Annotated in this window: 19 protein-coding genes; 7 read left to right on the top strand and 12 right to left on the bottom strand. The window is 44.6% G+C overall.

All coding sequences use genetic code 11. The features are described from left to right. Nucleotides 1-125 precede the first annotated feature (125 nt). From QUB56_RS11675 to QUB56_RS11660, 4 genes are all read right to left on the bottom strand, one after another. The gene (locus QUB56_RS11675; RefSeq protein ID WP_332955311.1) at nucleotides 126-791 is read right to left on the bottom strand and encodes a hypothetical protein; all 666 of its coding nucleotides are present in this window, start codon (nucleotides 789-791) and stop codon (nucleotides 126-128) included. 535 nt (nucleotides 792-1326) lie between these two features. Further along, a complete protein-coding gene (locus QUB56_RS11670) occupies nucleotides 1327-1989 on the bottom strand; it encodes a cadmium resistance transporter (protein ID WP_332955310.1) in 663 nt (220 codons plus the stop codon). Between the two features lie 20 nt (nucleotides 1990-2009). Next, entirely contained in the window at nucleotides 2010-2714 is a 705-nt protein-coding gene (locus QUB56_RS11665) for a cadmium resistance transporter (protein ID WP_332955308.1), read from the bottom strand. A gap of 277 nt (nucleotides 2715-2991) precedes the next feature. Next, nucleotides 2992-4431 (bottom strand): APC family permease, encoded by a 1440-nt coding sequence (locus tag QUB56_RS11660; protein WP_332955306.1) that lies wholly within the window; start codon nucleotides 4429-4431, stop codon nucleotides 2992-2994. A gap of 125 nt (nucleotides 4432-4556) precedes the next feature. Between QUB56_RS11660 and QUB56_RS11655 the strand changes: the two genes are divergently transcribed. After that, complete coding sequence (locus tag QUB56_RS11655) at nucleotides 4557-4709, top strand: hypothetical protein (RefSeq protein WP_332955305.1); 153 nt, start codon at nucleotides 4557-4559, stop codon at nucleotides 4707-4709. Between the two features lie 104 nt (nucleotides 4710-4813). Further along, nucleotides 4814-5737 carry a LysR substrate-binding domain-containing protein gene (locus QUB56_RS11650; protein ID WP_332955304.1) on the top strand — a complete coding sequence of 308 codons (924 nt, stop codon included), beginning with the start codon at nucleotides 4814-4816 and terminating at the stop codon, nucleotides 5735-5737. Between the two features lie 353 nt (nucleotides 5738-6090). Here the strand turns inward: QUB56_RS11650 and QUB56_RS11645 are convergent, their stop codons facing one another. Beyond that, nucleotides 6091-6942 carry a prohibitin family protein gene (locus QUB56_RS11645; protein ID WP_445243330.1) on the bottom strand — a complete coding sequence of 284 codons (852 nt, stop codon included), beginning with the start codon at nucleotides 6940-6942 and terminating at the stop codon, nucleotides 6091-6093. Between the two features lie 53 nt (nucleotides 6943-6995). After that, a complete protein-coding gene (locus QUB56_RS11640) occupies nucleotides 6996-8201 on the bottom strand; it encodes an EAL domain-containing response regulator (protein WP_332955300.1) in 1206 nt (401 codons plus the stop codon). Nucleotides 8202-8621: 420 nt separating this feature from the next. Here QUB56_RS11640 and QUB56_RS11635 point away from each other — a divergent pair, with 420 nt between their 5' ends. Beyond that, nucleotides 8622-9137: a heme-binding protein gene (locus QUB56_RS11635; protein ID WP_332955299.1), complete on the top strand. Its 516-nt coding sequence runs from the start codon at nucleotides 8622-8624 to the stop codon at nucleotides 9135-9137. On the opposite strand, the gene QUB56_RS11630 is transcribed toward QUB56_RS11635, so the two are convergent. The 3 genes from QUB56_RS11630 to QUB56_RS11620 all read right to left on the bottom strand — a co-directional run bounded on the left by QUB56_RS11630 (nucleotide 9124) and on the right by QUB56_RS11620 (nucleotide 12455). Next, the gene (locus QUB56_RS11630; protein ID WP_332955298.1) at nucleotides 9124-9540 is read right to left on the bottom strand and encodes a secondary thiamine-phosphate synthase enzyme YjbQ; all 417 of its coding nucleotides are present in this window, start codon (nucleotides 9538-9540) and stop codon (nucleotides 9124-9126) included. The genes QUB56_RS11635 and QUB56_RS11630 overlap by 14 nt on opposite strands. A 294-nt stretch (nucleotides 9541-9834) precedes the next feature. Continuing rightward, entirely contained in the window at nucleotides 9835-10935 is a 1101-nt protein-coding gene (locus QUB56_RS11625) for a glycosyl transferase (RefSeq protein ID WP_332955297.1), read from the bottom strand. A 506-nt stretch (nucleotides 10936-11441) separates the two neighbouring features. Beyond that, on the bottom strand, nucleotides 11442-12455 hold the full coding sequence (locus tag QUB56_RS11620) for a hypothetical protein (RefSeq protein WP_332955296.1): 1014 nt from the start codon (nucleotides 12453-12455) through the stop codon (nucleotides 11442-11444). A 122-nt stretch (nucleotides 12456-12577) separates the two neighbouring features. On the opposite strand from QUB56_RS11620, the gene QUB56_RS11615 reads away from it, so the two are divergent. The 4 genes from QUB56_RS11615 to QUB56_RS11600 all read left to right on the top strand — a co-directional run bounded on the left by QUB56_RS11615 (nucleotide 12578) and on the right by QUB56_RS11600 (nucleotide 17895). Continuing rightward, nucleotides 12578-13144: a hypothetical protein gene (locus QUB56_RS11615; RefSeq protein WP_332955295.1), complete on the top strand. Its 567-nt coding sequence runs from the start codon at nucleotides 12578-12580 to the stop codon at nucleotides 13142-13144. A gap of 900 nt (nucleotides 13145-14044) precedes the next feature. Next, the gene (locus QUB56_RS11610) at nucleotides 14045-16513 is read left to right on the top strand and encodes an ATP-dependent Clp protease ATP-binding subunit (RefSeq protein ID WP_332955294.1); all 2469 of its coding nucleotides are present in this window, start codon (nucleotides 14045-14047) and stop codon (nucleotides 16511-16513) included. A 120-nt stretch (nucleotides 16514-16633) separates the two neighbouring features. Continuing rightward, a complete protein-coding gene (locus tag QUB56_RS11605; protein ID WP_332955293.1) occupies nucleotides 16634-17011 on the top strand; it encodes a hypothetical protein in 378 nt (125 codons plus the stop codon). A gap of 146 nt (nucleotides 17012-17157) precedes the next feature. Next, nucleotides 17158-17895: a hypothetical protein gene (locus QUB56_RS11600; protein ID WP_332955292.1), complete on the top strand. Its 738-nt coding sequence runs from the start codon at nucleotides 17158-17160 to the stop codon at nucleotides 17893-17895. Nucleotides 17896-18265: 370 nt separating this feature from the next. Here QUB56_RS11600 and QUB56_RS11595 read toward each other — a convergent pair whose 3' ends face one another. The 3 genes from QUB56_RS11595 to tnpB all read right to left on the bottom strand — a co-directional run bounded on the left by QUB56_RS11595 (nucleotide 18266) and on the right by tnpB (nucleotide 24363). Next, nucleotides 18266-22315, bottom strand: a complete 4050-nt coding sequence (locus QUB56_RS11595; protein WP_332955291.1) for a hypothetical protein — start codon at nucleotides 22313-22315, stop codon at nucleotides 18266-18268. A gap of 254 nt (nucleotides 22316-22569) precedes the next feature. Continuing rightward, entirely contained in the window at nucleotides 22570-23109 is a 540-nt protein-coding gene (locus QUB56_RS11590) for a redoxin domain-containing protein (RefSeq protein WP_332955290.1), read from the bottom strand. A 93-nt stretch (nucleotides 23110-23202) separates the two neighbouring features. After that, nucleotides 23203-24363, bottom strand: coding sequence for an IS200/IS605 family element RNA-guided endonuclease TnpB (tnpB, locus tag QUB56_RS11585; RefSeq protein ID WP_332955350.1), 1161 nt, complete (start codon nucleotides 24361-24363; stop codon nucleotides 23203-23205). Nucleotides 24364-24486: the final 123 nt, after the last annotated feature.

The following is a 24486-nucleotide window of genomic DNA, read 5'->3' as shown; positions in this document are numbered from 1 at the left end:
CAAATTAATAAGGGAAACCGATATATTTTCGCTGGGACGGATTATCCGCCGGGGGAGCGATCCCCGGCGGAATGTTTCGTTGCAACGGGCTTTACACAGCCGATCGCATTACAACTTCACCAAAACTAATCATTTTCCTCAGTAGGTGCGTTGGGAAGTTGCGAATCTATGTAAGCCTGAGTCACCTCAGGAACAAACCAATTCGCATCCCCAGGCTGGAAAATTTTAGCAGTAGGAACGTTAAATTCTACAGCCCCCGTATCGGGATTAGCTCTCGCTACAACTTGAGTTCCGTCAACTATCTTAACAGCTAGACCGCCGGTCAATTGTTGTGAAGGTTGATCTGCTGACCTTAAATCGGTTGCATTGACATCGCTGGGCAGATAAATTCCATCGCAATCCCATTTATATTCAGTTGTTTCGCCGTCAGCTAGAAAATAAAGGGCATTCTCGTAAGAAGACTCGGCTGCTTTTTTGCGTTTCGGGCCGTATACAGCCAGGGTTTTTCCGGTCTCGTTGCGGCACTGACCCCAAGGTTTTCCCGTTTCTAAAGTGTATTTTTGAAACTCCAATTGACCGATTTTTTTCCGGAGTTCCTCAGGGCTATAATTCTGGGCGGTATCGGGTGCGTCTTTCGCTGCCTTGAGAGCGTTCAGAGCTTCAGTCACCTCTATGTAGTCGGGATTGCTCGCATATCTCGGCGTTTTTGGAGCGTCGGCCCAGGAGGGAGGAACGAATACTAAATTGGCGGCCATTACCAAGAGCACTAAAACAAATTTGAAGATTTTCACAATTTTTCTCCTTTTCTAGATTTTCAGGTTTTTTCCCACTTTCTGTTTGCTTGCTATTTGAGGACTCAGGCAAAAACCAGCTCTCTTTAACTTGTTTGCCCGAGCGGCCAAATTTAGCAGAATCGAAAAATCTGGTTTTTTAGCGTTATACCTATTGTCAAAGCCGAGCTGCCTGGGGTAGTGGCGAAGTGTTCGGGGGATATTTTAGGGATTCATCCTCAAGTTTTTAGCTCGGTTTGATTCACCACTACATGATTTATTGAGACAACAGGTATCTTGTTGCCTAAGTCCGGCAATTAGCTAGCTCAAAAGATGGTTTCAACTTTCGTGAATACTTGAGGCTAAATTACTTTGAAGCTGCTTTTAGCTCGCTCACTCACTTCATTATTAACTTAGCATATTTCTTGATATATTTCAAGCGATTTAGCGCTATTTTTAAGCAAACAATTGTTAAGGTAAAAATGATGACTTAGTACTTATGGTTTCGGACCATTTATCTACCTTTAGAGGGATGCAAATAGCAAAGGGCTAATTATTAGTTAGATTGAAAGTGCGGGAGCAGGCGATAAGTACCGCTTTCAATCAGAATAAATATTCCCAAGCCAATCAATACAAAAGGGACAACAGCCTGAGTATAGCGAGTCAAAATAGGGGCGATCGCCCTGTGGTGAGTTAACCAGTAAGCAGCATAAGACCAAACACCTACCATCACCGAGAAAACCGCCAAAATCACCACCAAGCTCGGCAAATCGCTGCTAGCAAACAGCGGCAAATAAATGCCGATGTTGTCTCCCCCGTTGGCCACTGTTACCGCAGCCACATTCAAAGTTTGGGGATTGAAAAGACTTGCTAATTTTGACACAGCAGATGAGTTAGATTGACGGTTAAATTCGCCCGACACCGCTTGTACGTCATTGTCCTCATTTTCTCTGTTGACTAAGTGACTGATGCCGATCGCGATCGGAACCAAACCCAGCAAACCAATCCAAGCTTTCGGCACAATTAAACCGCCAAAAAAACCCGGCAAACTAGCAGCGATGAGTGCTGCAAATCCCAGGTACTTACCCACAAAGATATGCCGGGGGCGGAAAGTATCATTTACCTGGGCGAAGAACAGCATCGAAAGCACCATATCGTCAATATTGGTTGCGGCAAAAGATGTAATCCCGGCAATAATCGCTGCGGCAATCCAATTCATGTGCTGTCCCTGCAATTTTTCTAGACTTCAGTTTCCCTGGCGTTACTTCTGCTCACAGTTATCAAACAGAAAGCGCAACCCAGTAAAGATATTATACTTAAAGTTGGGCTTGCCAGAGTGCCGCTTTTAACCAGAATCGCTATTCCCAATCCGATCAAAACAAAAGGCACAAGCTGATTGCCGTAGCGAGTCAGAGTATCCGCGATCGCCCGCATCTGAATTAACCGATAAGCAGCGTAGCACCAAACGCCCACCATGCTGAAGAATACGCCGAGAATCACCGCCAAACTTTCTAAAGTATTGCTAGCAAAAAGCGGCACATATATCCCGATATTGTCGCCCCCGTTGGCCACCGTCACCGCTGCTACGCTGTAAGTTTGAGGAGACAGAAAACTGGTAAAAAAAGAGTTCTCAGATTGCTCTAATTCTGCCTCAGCTTCCGAATCATCAGTTTCTGGATTCAGCAGGCGGCTAAGCCCGATCGCAATTGGCAGCAAACCCAGCATTCCGATCCAATCTGGCGGAAAGATTAAGCGGCCAAAAAACCCCGGAAGGCTAGCCAAAACCAGTGCAGTAAAGCCCAGAAACTGACCGAAGACGATATGCCTGCGCCGAAATACTGCATTCACCTGCGAGAAAAACAGCAGCAGAATCAGAATATCGTCAAGGTTCGTAGCCGTAAAAGCCGTCATCCCCGTAGAAATTGCTGTTAGTAATTCATTCATTTCTGTGTCTCCTCAGATTTTTTATTTCGTTGTACTTGCTGGGATCGTATCTTCGGAACGGGCTCTCCGGCCCGTTCCACAAAAATTAAATTTTATTGTGGGCTGTCGATCGGAGCAACGCCCTGGAAATGCTTATTGACAATGCTGCAATATCTCAGTAAAAACCCAGTTGCTTAAAAACTCTTTCTCCGAACAGCGAACTGGTAACTGCTAATCAAAAAGCATCACTGTCAAAGGGGACTGCTTTGAATCGAACACCGCCGTAAATTGCATTTTCTTACTCGAATTTGGCATGAATTGCGTCAATACCCCGCTCCATCGAACCCACAAGTCCAGGAGAGCGCCGCCGCTGCAAGAAAAACCACCCGCAAGTAGCCACCAAGTACATCAAGAACAAGTAAGGAAACGCATCGTAAGGAGCTTCGGGAACTGGGAACATAGTGCTGCCTGGAATGCCCACACTTCCCGCAATCGGAATCATCATAAATGCGATCGCCACCACCGAGAATAGCACATCTCGCAGGCGCAATTTACGAATTTTGTGCAGGTAAACCGGGGCTGCGATCGAAATCAAGATGTATACCGTTAAAAATCCGTAGCTGCAAATTGCCCCCAAATAACCCATACAATCAAACAGTTTGATGCCAAACATAGACATCACAGCAGGCACAAAAAATGTCATAAATGTACACATCGTTACTGCAACGTGGGGAGTTCTATTAGATGAATGCGCTACACCTAATGAAGAGTGAAACAAACCGTGGCGCGCCATCATAAAAAACACTCTCGCCGCTGGATTGATGCTGCCTAGCACGCAAGCAAAAAAGCTAAATAAAGCGCCTAAAGCCACTAACTGTCCCAGCCAACCCATCCCGACTTGTTGCGCTAGAAAAGTCAGAGGTTCTTCACTATCCGTAATAGAAACTCCAGTCCCGCTAAAACCCAAAACCTCAATATAGGTCATCAGAACGAAGAATAAGCCTGCCATGACAGCACTGCCCATGACAGCCCTGGGGATATTTTTTAATGGTTTTTTCGCTTCGTCGCCCAGAGATGTAGCGCTTTCAAAACCAGAGAAACCAAACATGACTAATACAAGTCCCGTCGCTATGTTCCCCGGAGTTACGCCTTCCAAAGTTAATTGCGACATATCCAGGGCAAAACCTTTGTGCGCCCAGATGATGATTCCCAAGATAAAAATCGCTGCCACTGATGCCCCCTCCAGCCACAGCATCGCCATAGCTGAGAGTTGGATATCTTTATAACCTGCATACCAAGCAACGCCGGCCCCGATCGCTAACAGCGTAATCGGTGACGGATGGATGCCTAAATGACCGATGAAAGTACCCGTAAAGTTGGCAAAACCACACAAAACGGACATCGCAGTAAATAGATAAGCCAGTACCAAACTCCAGCCACAAATTACGCCGGCAGTCGGGCCAAGTCCTTTAACAATATAAGAATAAAGAGAACCGGCAGAAGCCGATCGACTCGCAAATTGGTTGATATTGATGCTGACAAATACTAGGCCCATCAAGCCGATGAGAAAGCTCAGCCAAGTCCCGTTACCCGAAAGAGCGACAATTAACCCTAGATTAGATGCGGGTATAGTTGTAGGTGCAATGACGGCAAAGGATTGAGCTAAAACCTCCCCGAAGGAGAGGCAGTCCGGCTTTAAGCCGTGTGCACTCTGATTTTTTGGCGTTTTCTTAGTCATTTATCTTCTCTCTTTTTGTCGATCGACTTTTGGCGATCGGCTTAAACTTGTCGGTGCTGCTTCAGCATTAGACCCTGCCTTAGAAGCTTAAGTATCACCTTAAGGCTCTTCTGAGGTAGAATCAAATGTTGTTTTTTATCGAATTAATAAATACAAGTGATGCAGTGCCGCCGCCAAAGAACTTTTGGAGTACCGAACCTATCAGTCGCCACCAGCTCAAACCCTTGACGTTAAAAGGAAAATTGAAAGAGCGGCTGGCAACCGTACTTTATTTGTAATTCCCACCTGTACAAGAGAGTCGATCGAAAAGTTCACGTCAAAACTTAGCCGCAATAGATTTTGATCTCAAAAAATAACTGTATTTAGTAAAAGGGTACTCAGCATGGCCGGAATGACACTTGACCAACTGCGAGTTTTTCTAGCTGTCGCGGAACACCTGCACTTCAGCCGCGCCGCAGAGGAACTTTACATTACCCAACCTGCAGTCAGCGCCGCTATCCAATGTTTAGAGGCAGAATACGGAGTCAAACTATTTCACCGCATCGGCCGCCGGATAGAAATCACAGATGCTGGGAAGTTGCTGCAAGTTGAAACTCAGAAAATTCTCGACCAAGTTGCTTTGACTGAGAGAGGTTTGCGGGAGTTGAACGACTTGCAGCGAGGCGAATTAAACTTGGGTTGCAGTCTGACCATTGGCAATTATTGGTTGCCTGATAAACTTAGCGAGTTCAAACAGCAATATCCTGGTATTTCCGTGAATTGTACTCTGGCAAATGCCGAAGAAATTTGTGCGGGGACGGCGACGGGAACATTTGATTTAGGTTTAGTGACGGGAGACATCAAAGCTTCCCTTAAGAAGATTCTAGAGGAAGAAGTTGTAGGCAGCGAGCGCTTGCTGATTGTAGTTGGCCAATCTCACCCTTGGTTTGAACGTGCAGAGGTGAGTTTAACGGAAATTGCGAAAACGGATTGGGTGATGCGAGAAGCTGGTTCTGGAGTTCAGCAAATGTTGGAACAAGCTTTGCAAAGTTGGGGCATTAATCCCGATGAATTGAATGTAACTTTAGTTTTGAACAGCAGTGAAATGGTAAAAGCAGTGGTGGAAAGCGGCACAGGTGCAGCGGCTATTCCTGAATTGATGGTAAAAAAAGAATTGCAGCTATCTACACTGCGAGCGATTAAAATTATAGATAGCCAACCAAGTTCTAATCTATGTTTTGACATAATTAAACCAGTTTTAAAACTGAAGCACCGACAGCGCTTTCAAACTGGAATTACTAAAGCTTTTGAACAGATATTAACTTAAGGTACTGGTAATTGGTAAGAGCCCCGTAGGGACACTCCCAGAGGCTATTAGTGTCAACTTAAGCTGTCAGTCCGCCCAGTCCTTCCGTCCGCCCGTCAGTCCGCCAGGGGTTGAAACCCCTGTCTAATAGCTAAAGTCCTCTCCAAGAGGACTGAAGAACTCATTAGTCGTCTTCAGACGACTTTAGCTTTGAGGCAGGGGTTTCAACCCTTGCCGGACTATTGGTTGTACGTTAAGTTGACACGACGAAAGGCACGGTGCCGTGTCCCTAGTTAATAGACATCTCCTAAAAATCAAGTTTTGAACAGGCAGGATGCCTGTTCCACAAGAATTATGGGAGATATCTAATTATCTTAATTACCGCTGTTCAATAGTTTTCTCACATCCAATATATTTTTACCCCCATCACCAACAATCAGCGGCAATTTCCCATCCCATTTTTCTATAGCCTGCCTTTCCAAAAGTTCCGCAGTCAAATTGTCCCGCAGCAACCTTTGCACTTCGGCTTCTCCCTTGGCTAAATTCACCTTAGCCTCGGCCTCTTTTACTGCCTTCAGCGCTAAAAACTCCCCTCTTTTTGCCTCCTGTTCGGCAATTTGTTTCGCCTCCACCGCATCGCTAAACCGCTGAGAAAAGTGAACGTGTACTAAAGAAATATCGTCAACCGCAATGTGATATGTAAGCAGCCTCAAGGTTAAAAATTCATCAACTGCGGCTTTAACTTCTCCCCGTTTAGTAATAATTTCTTCAGCCGTGTATTTTGCCATAACTGCTTTTAATACTTCTTCAACTGCCGGAGCGATAATGCGAGCCACGACTTCTGTTTCGTCACCTATTTGTTGAAAAATAGCATTTGCTTCGTCTGGGATAATGTGCCAGTTTAGCGCTACATCCGTGAAAACATCTTGCAAATCTTTTGAAGAAGCTTCAGCGGAACTTTCCTGTTTTTGCACCCGGACGCTCAACTTTTTTACAGTATAAACTGTGGGGAATATTATGTGAAGTCCTTCTCCGAGTACCTGTTCTTGCACTTTACCAAACTGCATCAGGACGCCCCGTTCTCCAGCGTTGACAATGACAAAAAAATTGGACAAAAAAGCTAAAAAGACTATCAATAGAGTAACTTGCACAGCTATGTAAACATCCTTATTTTTTTTATTGCTTGATTTAAGTGAGTCAACGTTACTGCTGGATTCTAAAACCATATTCCACCCGAATCGCACTTAATTATAGGACAAATATTGAATTAACCGATATTCTATTTGCCTGCTACTAGCAACTTTTCAAAATCCGCCGCAGGCAAAGGAGGACTGAACAAATATCCTTGCATTGTATCGCACTTGTAGCGCCAGAGAACATCTTTTTCGGCTTCCGTCTCAACTCCTTCGGCAATTACCTCAAGACAGAGACTGTGCGCCATTTCAATAATAGCTTTCACAATGGCTGCATTTGTGCAACCATGGGTGATATTGCTGATAAAACAGCGGTCGATTTTTAAAGTATCGAAGGGGTATTGCGCCAGATAGCTTAAAGAAGAATACCCAGTGCCGAAGTCATCAATAGATATAGAAACTCCCAAATTTTTCAATTGTTGCAAAGTAGCGATCGCACTTGGAGCATCCTCCACCATCAAACTTTCGGTCAGCTCTAATTCCAAACTGCTCGGTTCCAAACCAATTTCTGCTAAAATTTGGGCAATTCTGCTGCTGAGATCCGGTTGGTGAAATTGGCGCGCCGACAGATTCACCGCTACCCGCAGCCCCGAAAAACCAGCACTTTGCCAAACTTGCATTTGCCTGCAAGCTGTCTGCAAAACCCACTCGCCTAACTGTACAATGAAGCCAGTTGCTTCGGCAGACGGTATAAATTGTGCGGGCGAAATCAGCCCTTTTTCTGGATGCAGCCAGCGTATTAAAGCTTCTGCGCTCAGAATTTTCCCAGTCTGGACATTGACCTGCGGCTGATAGTAAAGTTGGAATTCTTCTCGTTCCAGAGCGTCGCACAAACTTGTTTTTATCTGCTCTAATTTTTCCGCGGCACCTGGGATTAAGGCGCAGCTTTGCGCTCGCAAATTATTGTACTGTTCGGCGACAGCTTCTTGTTTTTTCAAGCGGCTCGATATCGCCCCCACAAGTTCAGCTTTAGTAAAAGGTTTAGTCAGGTAATCATCTGCTCCCAATTCCATACCTTGCCGCATTTCAGAGCGCTCGGTTTTACCGGTGAGAAAAACAAAAGGTACTGTAGCAGTAACAGGATTCGATCGCAAGGCCATCAGCACCCCGTACCCGTCAAGTTCCGGCATCATCACGTCGCAAATAATCACGTCGGGAAGATTTGACACCGCCGCATTTAAACCTTGCGCTCCATTTTCTGCGCCCGTCACGTCGAAACCTTCAGCTTTGAGGAGTTTGAGAATATTCTCGAGAATTATTTGCTCGTCCTCAATCACTAGAATCTTTTTCATACGTCATTTCCTGAAAGCGGTATAATTGATCGGCGTTGCTGAACGCGATAAGCGTGGCAATAACTGAGAACGCACAGCTCGATCGGCCCAACAGCCGAATGTTTTCCGACCAAAATAGCAGACGCCCCTGAAAAACGGTAATTTTTCAACGACAACTAGATTAATGTTTCTCTGCTTACTCAGCGCCCTCCGTATTATTAGGAGCTGAATTAATAAATCTCTAACTAATTCTAGGCGATCGACAGTTAGCATCGCCCTGCATAACTGCTAAACTGGTTGTGTGGCTCGATCGTCTGCAAACAATCTCAGCCTATTTATACCAGTTGCAAAAAAACAATGCAACTGCCAGCAAGTTCCCAACCCTTGCGGAGTCAGTCTTTCTCAATTCTTTAATGTAAAATCTCAAATCTCAAATCTTAAATGGCATTACCTAGTGGATTCCCTGAACCCGCACAGATTGGGGTCATAGAAGTTAAGCAATATCCTCAGTACCGCGCTGTCACATACACCCACGCGGGCGATTTGCCACAAGCAACAGGAATCGCCTTCAATCCCTTATTTCAACACATCAGCAACAACCAAATTGCGATGACAACGCCAGTAGAAGCGCGCTACACGGCAACTTCTGAGCAAATCGATGCGGTTCCTGTTGCAGAAGTTTCTTTCCTCTATCCCGCACCAAATATCGCCCCCAGCAGCGTTAACTCCGCTGTAGAAGTCAGGGATACTTCGCCGATGACGGTTGTCAGCATCGGCGTGGGCGGGGCCTACACTTGGGAAAGCTACGAAAAGAACCTCCAGAAACTCAAAGATTGGCTTCAAGAACATCCTGAATACGAAATAGTCGGGCCGCCGCGCCGTTTTTTTTACAATTCCCCGATGACGCCGGAAGCAACTAAAATCAGCGAGGTGCAAATTCCGATCAAGTGCCGCTGACGTGAACAACTAATTCGCGAATGTGACCCCGCTGGCGGTGTTCCCACAGGTAAATTCCCTGCCAAGTTCCTAACAGTAACCTGCCGCGATCGATCGGGATTTGTTCAGAAGTGTGAGTCAGCGCAGTGCGAATGTGGGCCGGCATATCGTCTGGGCCTTCCGCATCGTGAATGTAGCGATCGCCCTCCGGTACCAGTTTAGCTAAAAAGTTAGCCAAATCCTTAAGTACATCCGGGTCAGCATTTTCTTGAATCACCAAACTAGCAGAAGTATGGCGCAAAAATAAGGTACAAAGTCCTGTTTTAATACCTGAATTCGCCACCGCATCTTCAATCTTAGGAGTGATTTTGCACAGAGACTTCCCTGTAGTTTGAATCTTGAGTATGTGTTGATAGTGAGTCATTCGATTTTAGATTTTAGATTTTAGATTTTAGATTTTTTAGATTTGAGATTTGAGATTTTGCATGAGGCTTGCGATTTGAGATTTGAGATTTGAGATTTTGCATGAGGCTTGCGATTTGAGATTTGAGATTTGAGATTTTGCATGAGACTTGCGATTTGAGATTTGAGATTTGAGATTTTGGATGAGACTGAGTCAAAACTGTTCAGTCTGGCGTTGCGCCGACTTGGTTTGACTCTTAAGCAATTTCAATCGCCCTCCTCCAGCTTTGCTTGTCTAGGATCGATTTCAATCGCCTCATGTAAAATAATCTACAACAGCTTGGGCGATCGTCTCCGTACCATTTTTATCCAATTTACCCGACAAACGGGGCGGATGCAGCGGTTTTCGCAAAAACTCCCAATCCCCCTCAAAAAACTCCGCCGCCGTCACAATTTGATGTTCCGCATAATTTTGAAGCCATTCCAGCAACACCGGAGATTCTGCAAAACCTTCTCTTATTATAGAAATAACAGGTATTTCCAAGCGCAAAGCTTCTGCAAAAGTGCTGTATCCCGGTTTAGAAAGTAAGCGCCCGCAGACAGGCATAATATCAACCGGACGCGGTAAACTCGGGAGAGATTTTGTAAACTCCTGATTTGTCGCTTTAATCAAATTCGGCAAATCGGGACATCCATCATCAAAAGTAATAAATTGCCAGTCGCTAAATTGCTGTAGATTTTGATAAGGAATGTCCTCTACGCCCAGTCCGCCGAAAGTCAGCAATACAGTTTTTTCCAGCGGTGTTTCTATTCCGAATACTTCCCGAAGTCGATCCTTACTGTAGCGAGGATTGCCGCCAGTTAAGCCAACATCTTGAATATTTGGAAAAGCTGGCATCGGTTCGTGTAAAGGAAGACGAAAAAGCCGATCGCACATTCCGAAACACTCAGCAATCCAATCTGCTATTTCTGCAAATTCCCCGCCCCAATCTCGATAGATAAAATCCCACCCGAAATTAGCCATCATCCAGCAAGGAACCCCAGCCGATGCCGCAATTCGCGTTGCCAAAGGAGGAATGTCTGCCAGCACCAAACCCACCCGATTTTGCTTGATAAAATTAACTTCGCTGGCAATTATCGAATTTTGCTTTTTCCGAATTTCCCGCAATTTTTCCAGTGTCGCGTCTTTATCCATATTCAAACTGTCAGCTTGCACGACACCCACATCAAAAGCGCGGGGACGGTGGATAAAGTCGCCGCGAATGTAAGATTCTAGCAGCCAGCGAGGTGCAGTTGTTGTAATAATTAGTAAAATATCTGGATTTAATTCTTGAATTTTTGCAGCTACGGAGGAGACTGGGACAGCGTGACCGAATCCGTGATTCGTGATGGCAATATATAATGTTGGTCGAGACATTGATAATAGGGAATTAGGAATTAGGAATTAGGAATTGGGAATTGGGCATCGGGCATCGGGAATTGCAAATTGGAGGTAGAGACGGGAAGGCAACAAGGCCAAGCTTCAAGCGACGCACAACAAACAATGACAAAATTAATAACTAATGACTAATGACTAAGCGGTTGTGTATTTAACTTGTATATTCCTAACCTGGCTCATAGCAACGGTTCAGACTATTTTTATTATTATTTTAGATGCCATTTAATTGCTGAATAGCTTATGCTACCGATTGATACTATAGCAATCCTAAATCAATTTCAATAACTGGTTAACTGGTTTAACTTCCAGGCAGAGCATGGTAACGAGTATAATCATTTAGGATTGCTATATCTGCGGTCGATTGACTATAATAAAATTAGTTTTTAATGATGAACGTCACTCCTCTATTTATGAATAAATTAAAACTAAAAAAATTCCTCCTAACTTAATTATAATTGTACAGGCATCGAATATGCAAAAACTCATCAATTGGAGGTGCTTTTAGACCAAACAGGCAATTGATTAATCTTGTCCAGGGTTATATCTACATACTTTTTACCGTCCGCCGCTTGATTTTCCCCAAAATATCCATCATCGCCGTCGTGCTTGTGAGGGCCGCTGAAAGCTTCTGCATAGCGGCCTTGTAAACGAGCTTGATTGAAAGGAGAAGTCGCGAACCAGTACCAACGACTCGGAAAAACTATGCCGCCAATATCCTCAATTGAATCGCGAGTGCCGCGCAAGTGGAAAATGCGATCGGCATCTGCAAAACCCTTCTCTCCCGAAAAAACGCCCCCAACCGAAATAACAGTAATTTTTGCATTCAGCCACTTTTTAAGATCGTGAGTAGCACCCAAAGCAACTTGTGCGCCGCCGCTAGTGCCAATTAAAATAACTTTCAAAGGTTTTTGAGGATTAACTGAAATCGGAGATTTAGCATTCATGCGATCGATAATTGCATTAGCCATTCCCTGATTGTATGCAAAACCGTAGCGATAATCAAGAGAAATTGCAAACCTCCAGAGATTGCGAATTTTGATGAATATATCCCCCGCAATCGGCCCGCTTTTGGCGTTTTCTGCAAACCGCCAAAAAGGAGCTAGCCACCGCTCTCCTCCTAAACTTTTGTTAGAAGCTGAATAAGGAAAAACATCGCCCACTGCTACGCACTGCGGGTGACTTCCAACTAAACCTTTGAGAAAAAACTCTTCGCCCGGGGTTAATTCGTCCCCCGAAAAATCGCCAACTCCCGGTAAAAAAATTATATAACAATTGAGCTGCGAAGACTTGGGCGCTTCTAGATTCCCCTTGTTTGAGGGCAATATCTCCGGCGGATTTTTCTGGAAACCCAAAGTTTCGGCACTTTGACCCAGCCACCATATAACAGTTCCCACCGGGGAAAGAATGCCCCAAACTAATAGGATTGCACCTGCGACGAGCAACAAATTTAAACTTCCCCCGCGCAGCCACGCAAGTATCCGTAAAATCAATCTTAGCATTTAATAAAATCTGGTAGAATTCCCCTTAATTACCTAATTACCTAGAAATTTTTCGGTATTTCTGCTGTATTAGAGCTGATTTTGTATAAATTGTCAACTATCTTGAGGAGCAGGACTTCAACGTGAAGGGAGAAGATTCAATTGCAGGTTTGGGGGCAACGATTTGGAGAGCACTTTCTTTGAACGGCAATTTTTACGAAAAAACTCCCTACACTCGCAGAACTAAGCGGATAGCTTTAACAATTGTAATTTTAGCTGCGGTGTCCCGGGTGTTGGGCAGTGCCGTCATCTTGTTAATCAACCGAACTGAGCTATCAGTAATATTTCTAGGCCTTTGGATAGAGGGTTTGGCAGTCGCGGGGGGTTATTATTTTTGGACTTTCACTATCTTTAAAATCGGGGAGTGGCTGAAACCGGGTCACGTAACTTATCGGGAGTTGCTGGTTCCAATCGGATTTGCCTACGCCCCCCAAGTGCTGAATTTCTTAACCTTAATTCCCTTGCTGGGAGAAGGAATAGAGCGCATATTAGCTGTGTGGAGTTTGCTAGCTGTAATTGTGGCGGTTCGCCAAGGTTTGGATATTCAAACTCGCTGGGCGGTGTTAATTTGTCTGGTGGGTTGGCCGTTGATCCAAATTGCGATCGGCTTTGTGAAAGTAATTGAACAGTTGCTTTCACGATGGCTTTAAAAGTAGCAAAGTGTAATATAGCCTTTCTCAGTAACATAGGGCATCGGGCAAACAGGGCATCGGCCCGCGCAGGGCATCGGCCCGCGCAGGCCATGGGGCAAACAGGCCCGCGCAGGGCATACCTCACCACGCGATCGAACCGCTATAGTTAGAAATGCAAAAGTACCAAAAAAGTACATTTCTTAAGCTTTCATGATTTCTCCGGCTATAAAATCCACAGGTACAGATCGAGTTATGGTGCGTGAGTATTGAGGCATTCTGCACTTGCTTGCTCGTCGTCGAATCTATTTACAGTGATGCACCTACATTTGCTATCTTGAGTTATGGTGCGTGACGATTGAAACCTTGTGCACCTGCTCGCATCTATTCGCAGTCTGGCACCCTAAATTTGCTTTAAAATAGGATAAAATTGTCAGACTTAAAACAGCCAAAAACACAAAAAAACAGCGGGCTCAACTCCGGGTAATTCCTCCGGCAATTATGCAAATAATAGCAACTGAAAAATGCCGGCAATTTTGCCGCGAGCCGGAGAACCCACAAGTCCCTTAACCTGTTAAAATAATAAAATTGCTTTGGGGCGAAATACTCTGCATCGCAGCGCATCATTGCAAACAAAAGCATTCCTCGCTCGTGCTCGAAACAGTTTCGCTTGCTTTCTTTGAGAAAATGCTTGACAGGGTGGCCGTGGGACAGTAGATTGAGGCACAGCAGATAGCATGATTCTTGACGGCAACCACACCCCTACTATTCGGCTCTCCCCACTGTTCGCCCCCCCTTAGCAACGATACATTGTTAGAGAAGGAAATACACAAAAATTTACATCTATAATTGGTGTAATGTTCCAAATCGCTCCTAACCAGCAGCGATACAGCCCTCGCCAAGACAGTAGGATAGAAAAATATGTTTGAACGCTTTACAGAACAAGCCATTAAAGCAATCATGCTAGCCCAAGAGGAAGCGCGGCGCCTCGGCCACAATTTTGTAGGGACCGAGCAAATCCTCCTGGGACTCGTGGGCGAAGGCACTGGCATCGCTGCAAAAGTATTACTGGATATGGGCCTCAACTTGAAAGAGGCGCGCAATGAAATCGAAAATATCATCGGCAGAGGTTCCGGCTTCCTCCCGCCGGAAATTCCTTTTACGCCCCGCGTCAAGCGCATTTTTGAGACGGCGCTCAACGAAGCGCGGCAGTTAGGTCACAATTACATCGGCACCGAGCACATCCTGCTGGGGCTGATCCAAGACGACGAAGGGGTGGCGGGGAAAGTGCTGCAAAACTTGGGGATCGATCGCCAGAGAGTCCGCACGCAGGTAATTCGTGCCGTGGGAGAAGTGGCGGCGGTACCCGGAGGCAGAGGGGATAGCGGCGATCGCAAAATCCCGACTTTAGAAGAATTTGGCACAAACCTGACCAAGTTAGCTGCAGCAGGCAAACTCGATCCCGTCGTGGGCCGCGAAAATGAAATCGAGCGCGTGATCCAAGTGCTGGGGCGCCGCACGAAGAACAATCCAGTGTTAGTAGGCGAACCGGGAGTCGGCAAAACAGCCCTCGCCGAAGGGCTAGCCCAGCGGATTGTTAATAGAAACGTCCCGGAAATTTTAGAAGACAAACAAGTAATCAGCCTCGATATGGGTTCGCTGATTGCTGGTACAAAGTTCCGAGGCGAATTTGAAGAACGGCTGACGAAAATCATGGCCGAAATTCGTGCGGCCGGCAACATCATTCTGGTAATCGATGAAATTCACACCTTAGTGGGTGCAGGCGCAATTCAAGGCAGCATGGACGCCTCGAATATGCTCAAACCAGCCCTTGCTAGAGGCGAATTGCAGTGTGTCGGCGCAACTACCTTGGACGAATATCGCAAACACATCGAGCGCGACGCTGCCTTAGAACGCCGATTCCAACCGATCAAAGTCGGCGAACCGAGCGTGGCTGAAACAATAGAAATATTGTACGGGTTGCGATCGGCTTACGAACAACATCACAGGCTGACAATTTCCGACGCAGCTTTAGAAGCAGCAGCTACACTGTCAGATCGGTATATTAACGATCGGTTTTTGCCAGACAAGGCGATCGACTTAATTGACGAAGCAGGTTCCCGCGTCCGCGTGATGCATTCACAAACCCCGCCCGAAGTTAAAGAGCTCAAAAAGCAACTGCCCGCAGTAACAAAAGAAAAAGATGCAGCAGTGCGCGAGCAAGACTTCGACAAAGCTGGAAAATTGCGCGATCGCGAATTAGAAATTGAAGCCGAAATCGCCGAAGCTACGATCAACAAAAGCCAAGTCAAAACCTCTCCCATCGTCACCGAAGAAGACATCGCCCACATCGTGGCTAATTGGACGGGAGTACCGGTTAGCAAGCTGACAGAATCCGAATCAGAATTGCTGCTGCACATGGAAGACACGCTGCACCAGCGCTTGATCGGTCAAGAAGAAGCTGTCAGCGCAGTTTCTAGGGCCATCCGCCGCGCGCGGGTAGGCTTGAAAAATCCGAATCGCCCGATCGCCAGTTTCATCTTTTCCGGCCCCACAGGCGTCGGCAAAACGGAACTTACAAAAGCCCTAGCAACATATTTCTTCGGTTCCGAAGAAGCCATGATTCGGTTAGATATGTCCGAATTCATGGAACGCCACACGGTTTCTAAACTCATCGGTTCGCCTCCGGGTTACGTTGGCTACGATGAAGGCGGCCAACTAACAGAAGCAGTCCGGCGCCGTCCTTACACCGTCGTGCTGTTCGACGAAATCGAAAAAGCTCACCCGGATGTCTTCAACATGATGCTGCAAATCTTGGAAGACGGCCGCTTGACTGACGCTAAAGGTCGGACAGTTGACTTTAAAAATACGCTGCTGATCATGACCTCAAACATCGGTTCGCGAGTCATTGAAAAAGGCGGCGGCGGTCTCGGTTTTGAGTTTAATGACAACTTTGCAGATGTTCAATACAACCGCGTTCGCAATTTGGTCAACGAGGAACTGAAACAGTTTTTCCGTCCCGAATTTCTGAATCGCTTGGATGACATTATTGTCTTCCGCCAGTTGAATAAGGAAGAAGTCAAGCAGATTGGCGACATCATGTTGCGGGAAGTTTTCAGCCGCTTAAGCGAACAGGGTATTACTTTGTCCGTCACAGAAAAGTTCAAGGAACTGTTAGTTGCAGAAGGCTACAATCCCAGCTACGGTGCTCGACCTTTGCGGCGCGCAATCATGCGGTTGTTGGAAGATGTACTGGCTGAGGAAATGCTGTCTGGGAAGCTGAAAGAAGGTCAAAAGGCGATCGTTGATGTGGATGAAAACGGTCAAGTTAAGGTCTTACCTGATGGTTCTTCTGAGCCGAAATTGCCTGAATTCGCTTTGACCCTTTAATTCAGTTGTAGGGTGCGTGACAGCGATAAATCTTTGACTCACTGGTGAAAATTAAGCGTCACGCACCTCAGATATTTCTTAACATAGCGGTTCTATGTTGATGGAAATACAGATGTTATCTTGGGGGACAGGCCGAAAAGCCTGTCTCTATTTTTTTACCTAAATTTCGATCGCAATCGTCATGTTATTTTCATCGAGTCACTCGACATTCTCCGAAAAGCAGGTGCGAAGATAATTGCCGAACATTCTTCAAATCCGCAAGTAAATGCACTGCCGGCAGAGCACCCGCAACTAACGAAAAGCCCTGATTTCTTAAGGCCTGATTATGCCAAACCTTGGGCAATTGTGCGGGTTTTGCCTGATGCTCGAAATCACACTGTTGCCCGTTTCTGCAATCGCCAAGATGCTGAGGATCGTGTCAGGGCTTTGCGTCGGTTTGTACGATCGGGCATATTGGAAATTATGTTCGATCGACCTCACGATTTAGAGTTAGATTAAACGCAGATAAAAAAACAGAATACCCAGATCCCCAAATTCTTGAAGAAGTTGGGGATCTATTGAAAAACCAAAAATTGTGCTAAAGATAGTATAATTTCATCGGGTTAAGCGTTTAATAGGAAAATAAATTAGGAGGGTTTCAAATCATGTCATCTGCAATATTAGCTACTTCATATCTTGCAATATTAGCTACTGTATCTTTTTTATTCTGGCTATTCTGGCTTTTATTACAGCGACGTTCTTGGCTAACTTCCCTGGGAATTTCAGTTATTGTATTCTACTTAACAATATCAGCGACTAATTATTGCTTTCCTTTTTGGGAAATATATTTACCTCAAACGGGAGTAAGTCTTGCATTCATATTACTTTTCATTGGCTTCCCGATCGCTATTTTGAATATAATAGTTTTAAAGAAAATAATTAGTAGCATTAATCAGAACAGAAAACAAAAGAAAGAATATATATTTATGTTGATTCTTGTTGCTTTAGGTTTGGGGTTTTTCGGATTTGGATTTATTCATAATGGATATCAAAGCATTTCTATTAATAACTTAAATCTTTATCTTAAGCATAGAGAATACATAGTGGGTCTGATTAAAGCAAGAACATTACATGGTAAAAGAAGCTGCATTCAAAATTTTCAGCTACATAAAGAGGAGTCTAAGCTATATACATGTCGAGAAGACATAGAATTACCAGAGAAATATAAAGGACTTTCAAGAGGGGGTAAAGTTGATTTAACTAAAACTCCCGAACAATTATTTATCAGGTTTACTCATAGCACTTATAACTTTGGGGATGGCAGCATATATATTGTTTACTCTAGTTTAGATAATGGTTTATCTAAACCAAGATGGGAGATAAACCCTCCTTATGGCCATTAGTGACAAGTTAAGACTTAATTGCATTTGTCAATCAGTAATATTACTCAAAAAAACTGCTTTTTTAGAAGTGGAAAATTCACGATTTGAGAGGGAGTAGGTATAAATATCACCCTCGGCACGATCGCACGATCGCCCAAATCTCAGTTTTATGCCCAAAATCCGAGTAAATTTTGAGCATAATTGCTGATTGACAAATGCTTTCTTAGCTTAACTTGTTACCAATGCCTTATGGCCGAAATTAGACAAAAACCCAGGCAAAAATGGCTTCAGAACAGGACTTACGCAAGGAATCAATTTTTACACTATCTGTAGTGGTAAGGTGCGCACTGCGCACCTTACAATTAGAGTCTGTGCGTAAGTCCTAATAAATTTACTCCCAAGATTGCAATTGTACAACCCAATGCTGCACAAAAGCAGAAATGCGATCGCGCCGAGTTTCAAAAGTAGCAGCAATCCAGATAAACACAATCCCAAAAGCCAAACCAATCGCCCATTTAATCAGCGGATAATCGAATATCAGAACCACCAACTGATAAAAAATATTGATTAAGAAAATTCCAGTTCCCACAAACAAAAACGCCCGAACTCGCAGCGCCAAACCCGCTGCAATCGCCGCCAAACTAAAAGCTCCCGCAACTAAACCGTGGCTTTGCTGAGTCAAAAGAGGTATCCCGCAAATCAGCGCAGTTGCGAGCATTCGCAGAGTGTGGCGCAGCGGTTTTTCTGCTGGTAATTTGAGAGTGCGATCGAACTGAGCAACGTAAAGGAAAGAAAGTCCTAAAGGAGTAACATAAAACTCTGGCTGAGTCAATCCCATTTGTCCAAACCACCTGAGCAATATCCAGTCAATTATCGCCACACTCACATAGGTAAAACGGACTTCCTGCCTTTCCCAAGCCAGGAAAACATAAAACGCGGCAGCTATCAGCAAGCTAATCGGATAAAACTTAGCCGGACTTTCCAAAATAGCAACTATTGGAATCAGCGAAGCAATTACCTGCCAAGGTTTTTTTGACCAACCCCAGTTGTCCCAAGGCAAAATGTAAATGAAATAGGCTAATAGAGAAGCGAAGGCAACTTTCCAAGGTCCCAGCGGCCCGGAAATATACTTAACTAAAGGTGTATTGATCCAGTAAAGCCGGATGCCAAAGGCTTCTAGCCAACCCAAGTAAATCCAAATTTCTGCCCATTGGCGATCGAGATTATTTCGCCCTTGCCAGAAAGCATATTGAACTAATAAAGCACCTGTGACTAATCCTAAACTTAAGCCGGATTTAATATCATTTGCCGAAGCCCAAATCAGCAGCCAACTGCTCAAAACCCAGTGCAGGTGAGTAAATATTTTTAGTTCAGCATTGGTTAAATGTAAATAATTGCTGAGCCAAGGAGATAAAATGCGATAGATATAGGTTAAGGTTGTGCCGAGAGTTGCCAGGACAATTAAGCCGTCGCCAAAAACTCCTCCTGATGTTTGAAAAAGTTGATAGAGTAGCGATTCGTAAGCAGCAACGGACACGCCAATTAATCCCAAATAAACCAAAGGTTTGAATTCTTGCTCCCGCCTACCAATGCCGATCGCAATTAAAGACGCACCCAACACAGTTAAACCAGTCCAATTCGCAAAAGTTTGCGATCGGAAAGTTAAACCCAATACCCCGTAAACCAAAGGTATAAAATGAATGCTAGGCAAAATTGTTGGATCGGGGTGGCGGCGCCGCCACACATCGCCCAATAATTGCGTAGACAACCCGAGAGCGATATTAGCAACTGCCAAATTAATCGTAGTGCGATCGACAAAACTCAAACCGACTGCTGTCAACAACTCCAAACTCCAAGCCAAGGCATAAATTGCCAGAGGGGAAAGTTGGCGTAAACTTCGGAAAATAATCGCAGCCATTATCACCAAAATAGCAGCCAAAACTTCAGCAGAAGCCTGGGAACTCAAGGTACTGCCTGCGTAGAAGTCAAAGGAATAAAAAGTAATTGTTGTTAACAGCAAGCCTGCCAGTAAGATGGCCCAAGCATCTAAAGCTCGATCGTAAATTTGAGTTAATTGAGAAGACTCAGGCAAACGGCTGGAAAAACGAACAATCATGCTGCGAAGCAACCACAGAGACAAAACAGCGATCGCCCCGGCAATTGCCCAATCCCAACCCGACACAAAACCTAATTGCTCGATCGCCGCAGCTAGGAAACTCAAGCCAAACCCCACTCCAATCACAGCCGCTGGTAGCTCTACTAAATAGTAAGTATTGACCAACATTAATCCGGCTGCAAAGCCAAAACCAATTAACCGATATCCCGGAAAAGTAAAAATTAGAAATTGTGCGAATATTAAGGCGATCGCACTAAAGGTACTGGCAACTTGTTTGTGGGGAGGCTCAGTATATTTAGCAACAGCCGTCAAAGCCAAAGGAGTCGCCAGCCAGAGCAAACTCCACTGAGGGCGATAAGTGGCAGTACCCGCAATTAAATAATTTTGCAACAATATAAAGCTGAATCCTGCTAATACTAAGCCCAGATACCAGGAACTTTGAAACCATGCAGGATGCCAGCGGAAAAAAGCAGAATTTTCTCGGGAATTGCCCGCTTTCATCCAGACAAAAAATACCCATTCACTCGCCATGAATATTAATAATATTGCTGACCAAATATTGGATGTCTGGTTGGGAAAAAATAAGTCAATTGCCGAAGCGATCGCGCCTAAACCAATAATGTGAGTTAGGGGAACCAAAATAGCGGGATTTCCCTGTTGTTCAACAGCATCAGCCTGCCTCGAAACTCGCCGGGAATTGTCGGCACTTACGTATTTCCAAGTTATCCAACCTAAAGTTAAAGTAGAGACGAATAAATTGAGCGATCGCCAAAACGGATTGACTAAACTAACAACAGTTAAAACCATCCCCAAACTGAGAGCAAGGTTTTCGCCAAAACGGGCAAGTTGAAACTTTCGCTTGCGGTAGAGCCATTGGGCCACACTTACCATTAAAATTAAATAAGGCAACAGCAAAACACCCCAAAAAGCCCAAGGAGTTTGCTGAGAGTTTGTAAGCTGAGTTAAAAATGCAACAAATTGTGTTTTAATCCCTAAAGGAAGCACTCGCCAAAACAGCCAAATACTCTGAAGTCCGACGGCCTCAAGCATTAGCAAATCAAACTTTTGCCAAAACCGCACTAAACGGTTGTAAAAAAACCAAACAGCCAATCCGCTAACTGCGATCGCCTGTAGCGGAATGTCGCGAAAACAAACCAGGTATCCCAAACCCACCAAACCCATTCCCGCTAATTGCCAGTTAAAAAATTTGCTCGGATTTGGCTGGTCGGATATATTGTTTTCAATAGTCCCAGATGCGAGGGGGTGCTGCCAATCGGGCCATGCTAAAAGCACGCCGCAGATTCCCAAAGCTAAACCCATTTCCGCGATATTTACATCCTTGACAAATATCGCCCGACCCAGTAAAATTCCTAAGGAATAAGCTACTAAAGCCGCTTTTTTGTAAGTCAGAAAATCTCTGCTCGAACTGGAAGCAGCGGCGAATGTTTCAGTATTTCCCGCGGGTGTGATAGATTGCAATCGTTGTTGCTGAACTTGATAAACTGTAGCAGCAGCAGTTCCCACTGTACCCAAATAAACCGCAGCCAGGGAAAAGCCGGCACTTCCCCACCCCCAGTGCAAATAACTCAATCCCAAGTGATTTATGGCGATCGAGCGAGTGATGTTGTTTCCTGAAAAGCTTTGATATTGATCTTTTATAATCCGGGCAGTTATCCAAGTCAAAATAAGTGCCGCTGCGATTGCTACCGCCCAGTCCCAAGGATACCGCCACAATCCAAAAGTATCCATTGCCCAAAAATTGATCGGCACTAGCAACAGTGTCACTTCTTGCAAAGTTCGAGCAGTCAAGTGCAAATTCTGTTGTCTGTTTGCCCAAGTGCTAATCGCCCAAAAAGTTAAAGTATAAGCTAACAATACTCCATATTGTCCGGCGGCAGGAAATCTTTCCCACTGACTGGCAGCTAAGACTCCTGAGGAGACAACTACCATGAACACTCCTAAAAACAACAGCCACACCACGCTAATTTCTGCCATTAGCGAGTGCAAAATTTGAGCGATAAAATTAGGGGCTGGAGTAGTTTTTGTGGGCGTAGCAAGGCTTTCTCTGCTGCTAGGTAATGCTTGAGGCGTTGAGGGGACAGGTACTTTTGGCTCGTTCATAGGAACTCGCGGACCGTCAATTTCAGAAATGTCTGCAGCGGGATTTCTGACTGGGCAGACTAAATACTGCCGGCACAATTGCTCAACTTCGGCGGGCGAAAGCAAACCCAGCCGCAGCCACGCTTCTAAACCTGTCAACAACTCAGGATGCGAGGCTAAGACGCTCAATTCAATTTTGCTCGATCGACCTTTGGGAGACGACATCGGCTTAAACTTGTACTACCTACATTCAAGCTATAGCCTAGATTAATGTCGATCGAACATGGCAACATTCCGCCATCGCAATTGGCACAATAAGTATTTATGACTAAAAAGCTGTAGCAGCCACTGTCATATTGATTCCGGTTGCACCGTCCGTCATTGTTGACTGTTGACTGTTGACTGTTGACTGGTGACTGTTGACTAATGACTGATGACTAATGACTGTTGACTAATGACTAATGACTGTAGCGGTGTCCTTACCCATTGGCATACTGCAGCAAAGTGTCCACACTAGCATTGTGGTCTATGAAAGAAAACAAATGTTTGAAGACGAGTTTTCCCTCTGCATCCAAAACAAACTGAGCGGGCAAAGGAGCACCTAAAGCCTGACCGACTTGATAAGCCCGAAACACTTTTACGCCTGGATCGGACAGCAGAGGCATTTTCAAGCCTAAATCTCTAACCACAATTTGGCTTTGGCGATCGTCGGTACTGGCAACCATCAATAATTCTATATTGCGAGCGGCAAATTTTTCCCAGTTTTCATTCAAAGCTTTAATGTGAGGAAAACAGAAAGGGCAATATTGCTTTTCAGTAAAAATCCGCGTAAAAGCCAGAACTACCGGCTTATCGCCCCGATAATTCGACAGCCGCACCAATTTGCCATTATTAATATCCGGCAATTCAAAATCTGGCGTCATCTGTCCCAGCTTCAGAACATTACTCGCCGGCACAGGCAATAAATTTTGGAAAAACCGCTCATTTAACAAGCCGCTAAAATTAGTAGAAGTCAGCATATTTCCTAATTGGGTACTTGCTAATTGCTAATTGGTAATTAAAAATCCGGTTAATTGACAACTCCCCGCCGTAAAACGGCCGAGATTCTTCCTTCATCCAACGTTGCCTCTAAAAGCAGTGCCTTTAGATGGTCTTACACGTCGTCTGGAAGCGTTAGCGAGATGCCCTCCCGCCAAAAGTCGTAAACCTTCATCGCGGATATTCATGGCGGCGTTAATGTCTCTGTCATGTACCGTTTGACATTTGGGACATTGCCAGCTACGAATATCTAAACTCAGGTTATCTAGTTGATGTAAGCAGTTACTACAAGTTTTTGAACTGGGAAAAAATCTATCGATTTCGATGTAGATTCTTCCCTCCCACTCTGACTTGTACTTCAACATGGTGCAAAATTGACCCCATCCAGCATCACTGATTGATTTAGCTAGTTGGGAATTTTTTACCATGTTTCTAACTGCCAGATTTTCTACCACTAGGACTTGGTTTTCGTCAACTAATTTACGACTTAGTTTTTGGAGAAAATCTTCCCGACATCTGGTGATTTTTTCATGCACTTTAGCAACTTTAATCCGTGCTTTGTTACGATTCCTAGACCCTTTTTGTTTGCGACTAAGTTGCTTTTGTCTCTTGGCTAGTTTAACTTCATATTTACGGTAATATTTGGGGTTGCCATGCTTAGTCCCGTCAGACGTAATTGCATAATGATTTATCCCCATGTCTACACCAATAGCTTTTCCCTCTGACGATGAAACAGGCTTATCTTTACCATCATCGTAGAGACAAGCGGCGTAGTATTCACCTGATGGATTTACCGATACGGTAACAGATTTTAAATTTCCTTCCAGCAATCGAGATACTTTGCAGTAAACCTTACCTAGTTTTGGCAACGTGAGATAGTCGCCATCTAATTTAATTCCTTGTGGGAATCGGATAGATTGCTTTTGTCCCTTTTTCTTGAAATTTGGGTATTTAGCCCGTTTCTCAAAAAAGTTCAAAAAACCACTAGACAAATCCAATGCTACTTGCTGTAAACATTGTGAAGGTGGTTCTGTTAACCATTCATATTCTTTTTTTAGCGAAGGTAACAAATTAATGATGTCGTTTCGACTTAAACCCTTACCTGTTGCTTTGTAAGTTTCACTGGTTAGGTTAAGCGCAAAATTGTAAAACCACCGTACACATCCAAACGACTTAGCAAGCAATATAGATTGCTCTTGAGTCGGATAGATTCTGTACTTGCAGGCTTTTAACATTGCACTTACCAAACTATATTTGCTATGGTAAGCTAAAGTGAAATAAAAGTAAAGTCCCCCTAGAATGGGGAGGTTTTAGACCCAATTTTTCGATAAATGCCTCTGCGGGTACGGACACGGCGC

This window comes from Microcoleus sp. AR_TQ3_B6, from assembly GCF_036702785.1.
Lineage (GTDB): Bacteria > Cyanobacteriota > Cyanobacteriia > Cyanobacteriales > Microcoleaceae > Microcoleus.
Note: the sequence above shows the minus strand (reverse complement) of the source record. Positions and strands in the feature narration are given on the sequence as shown.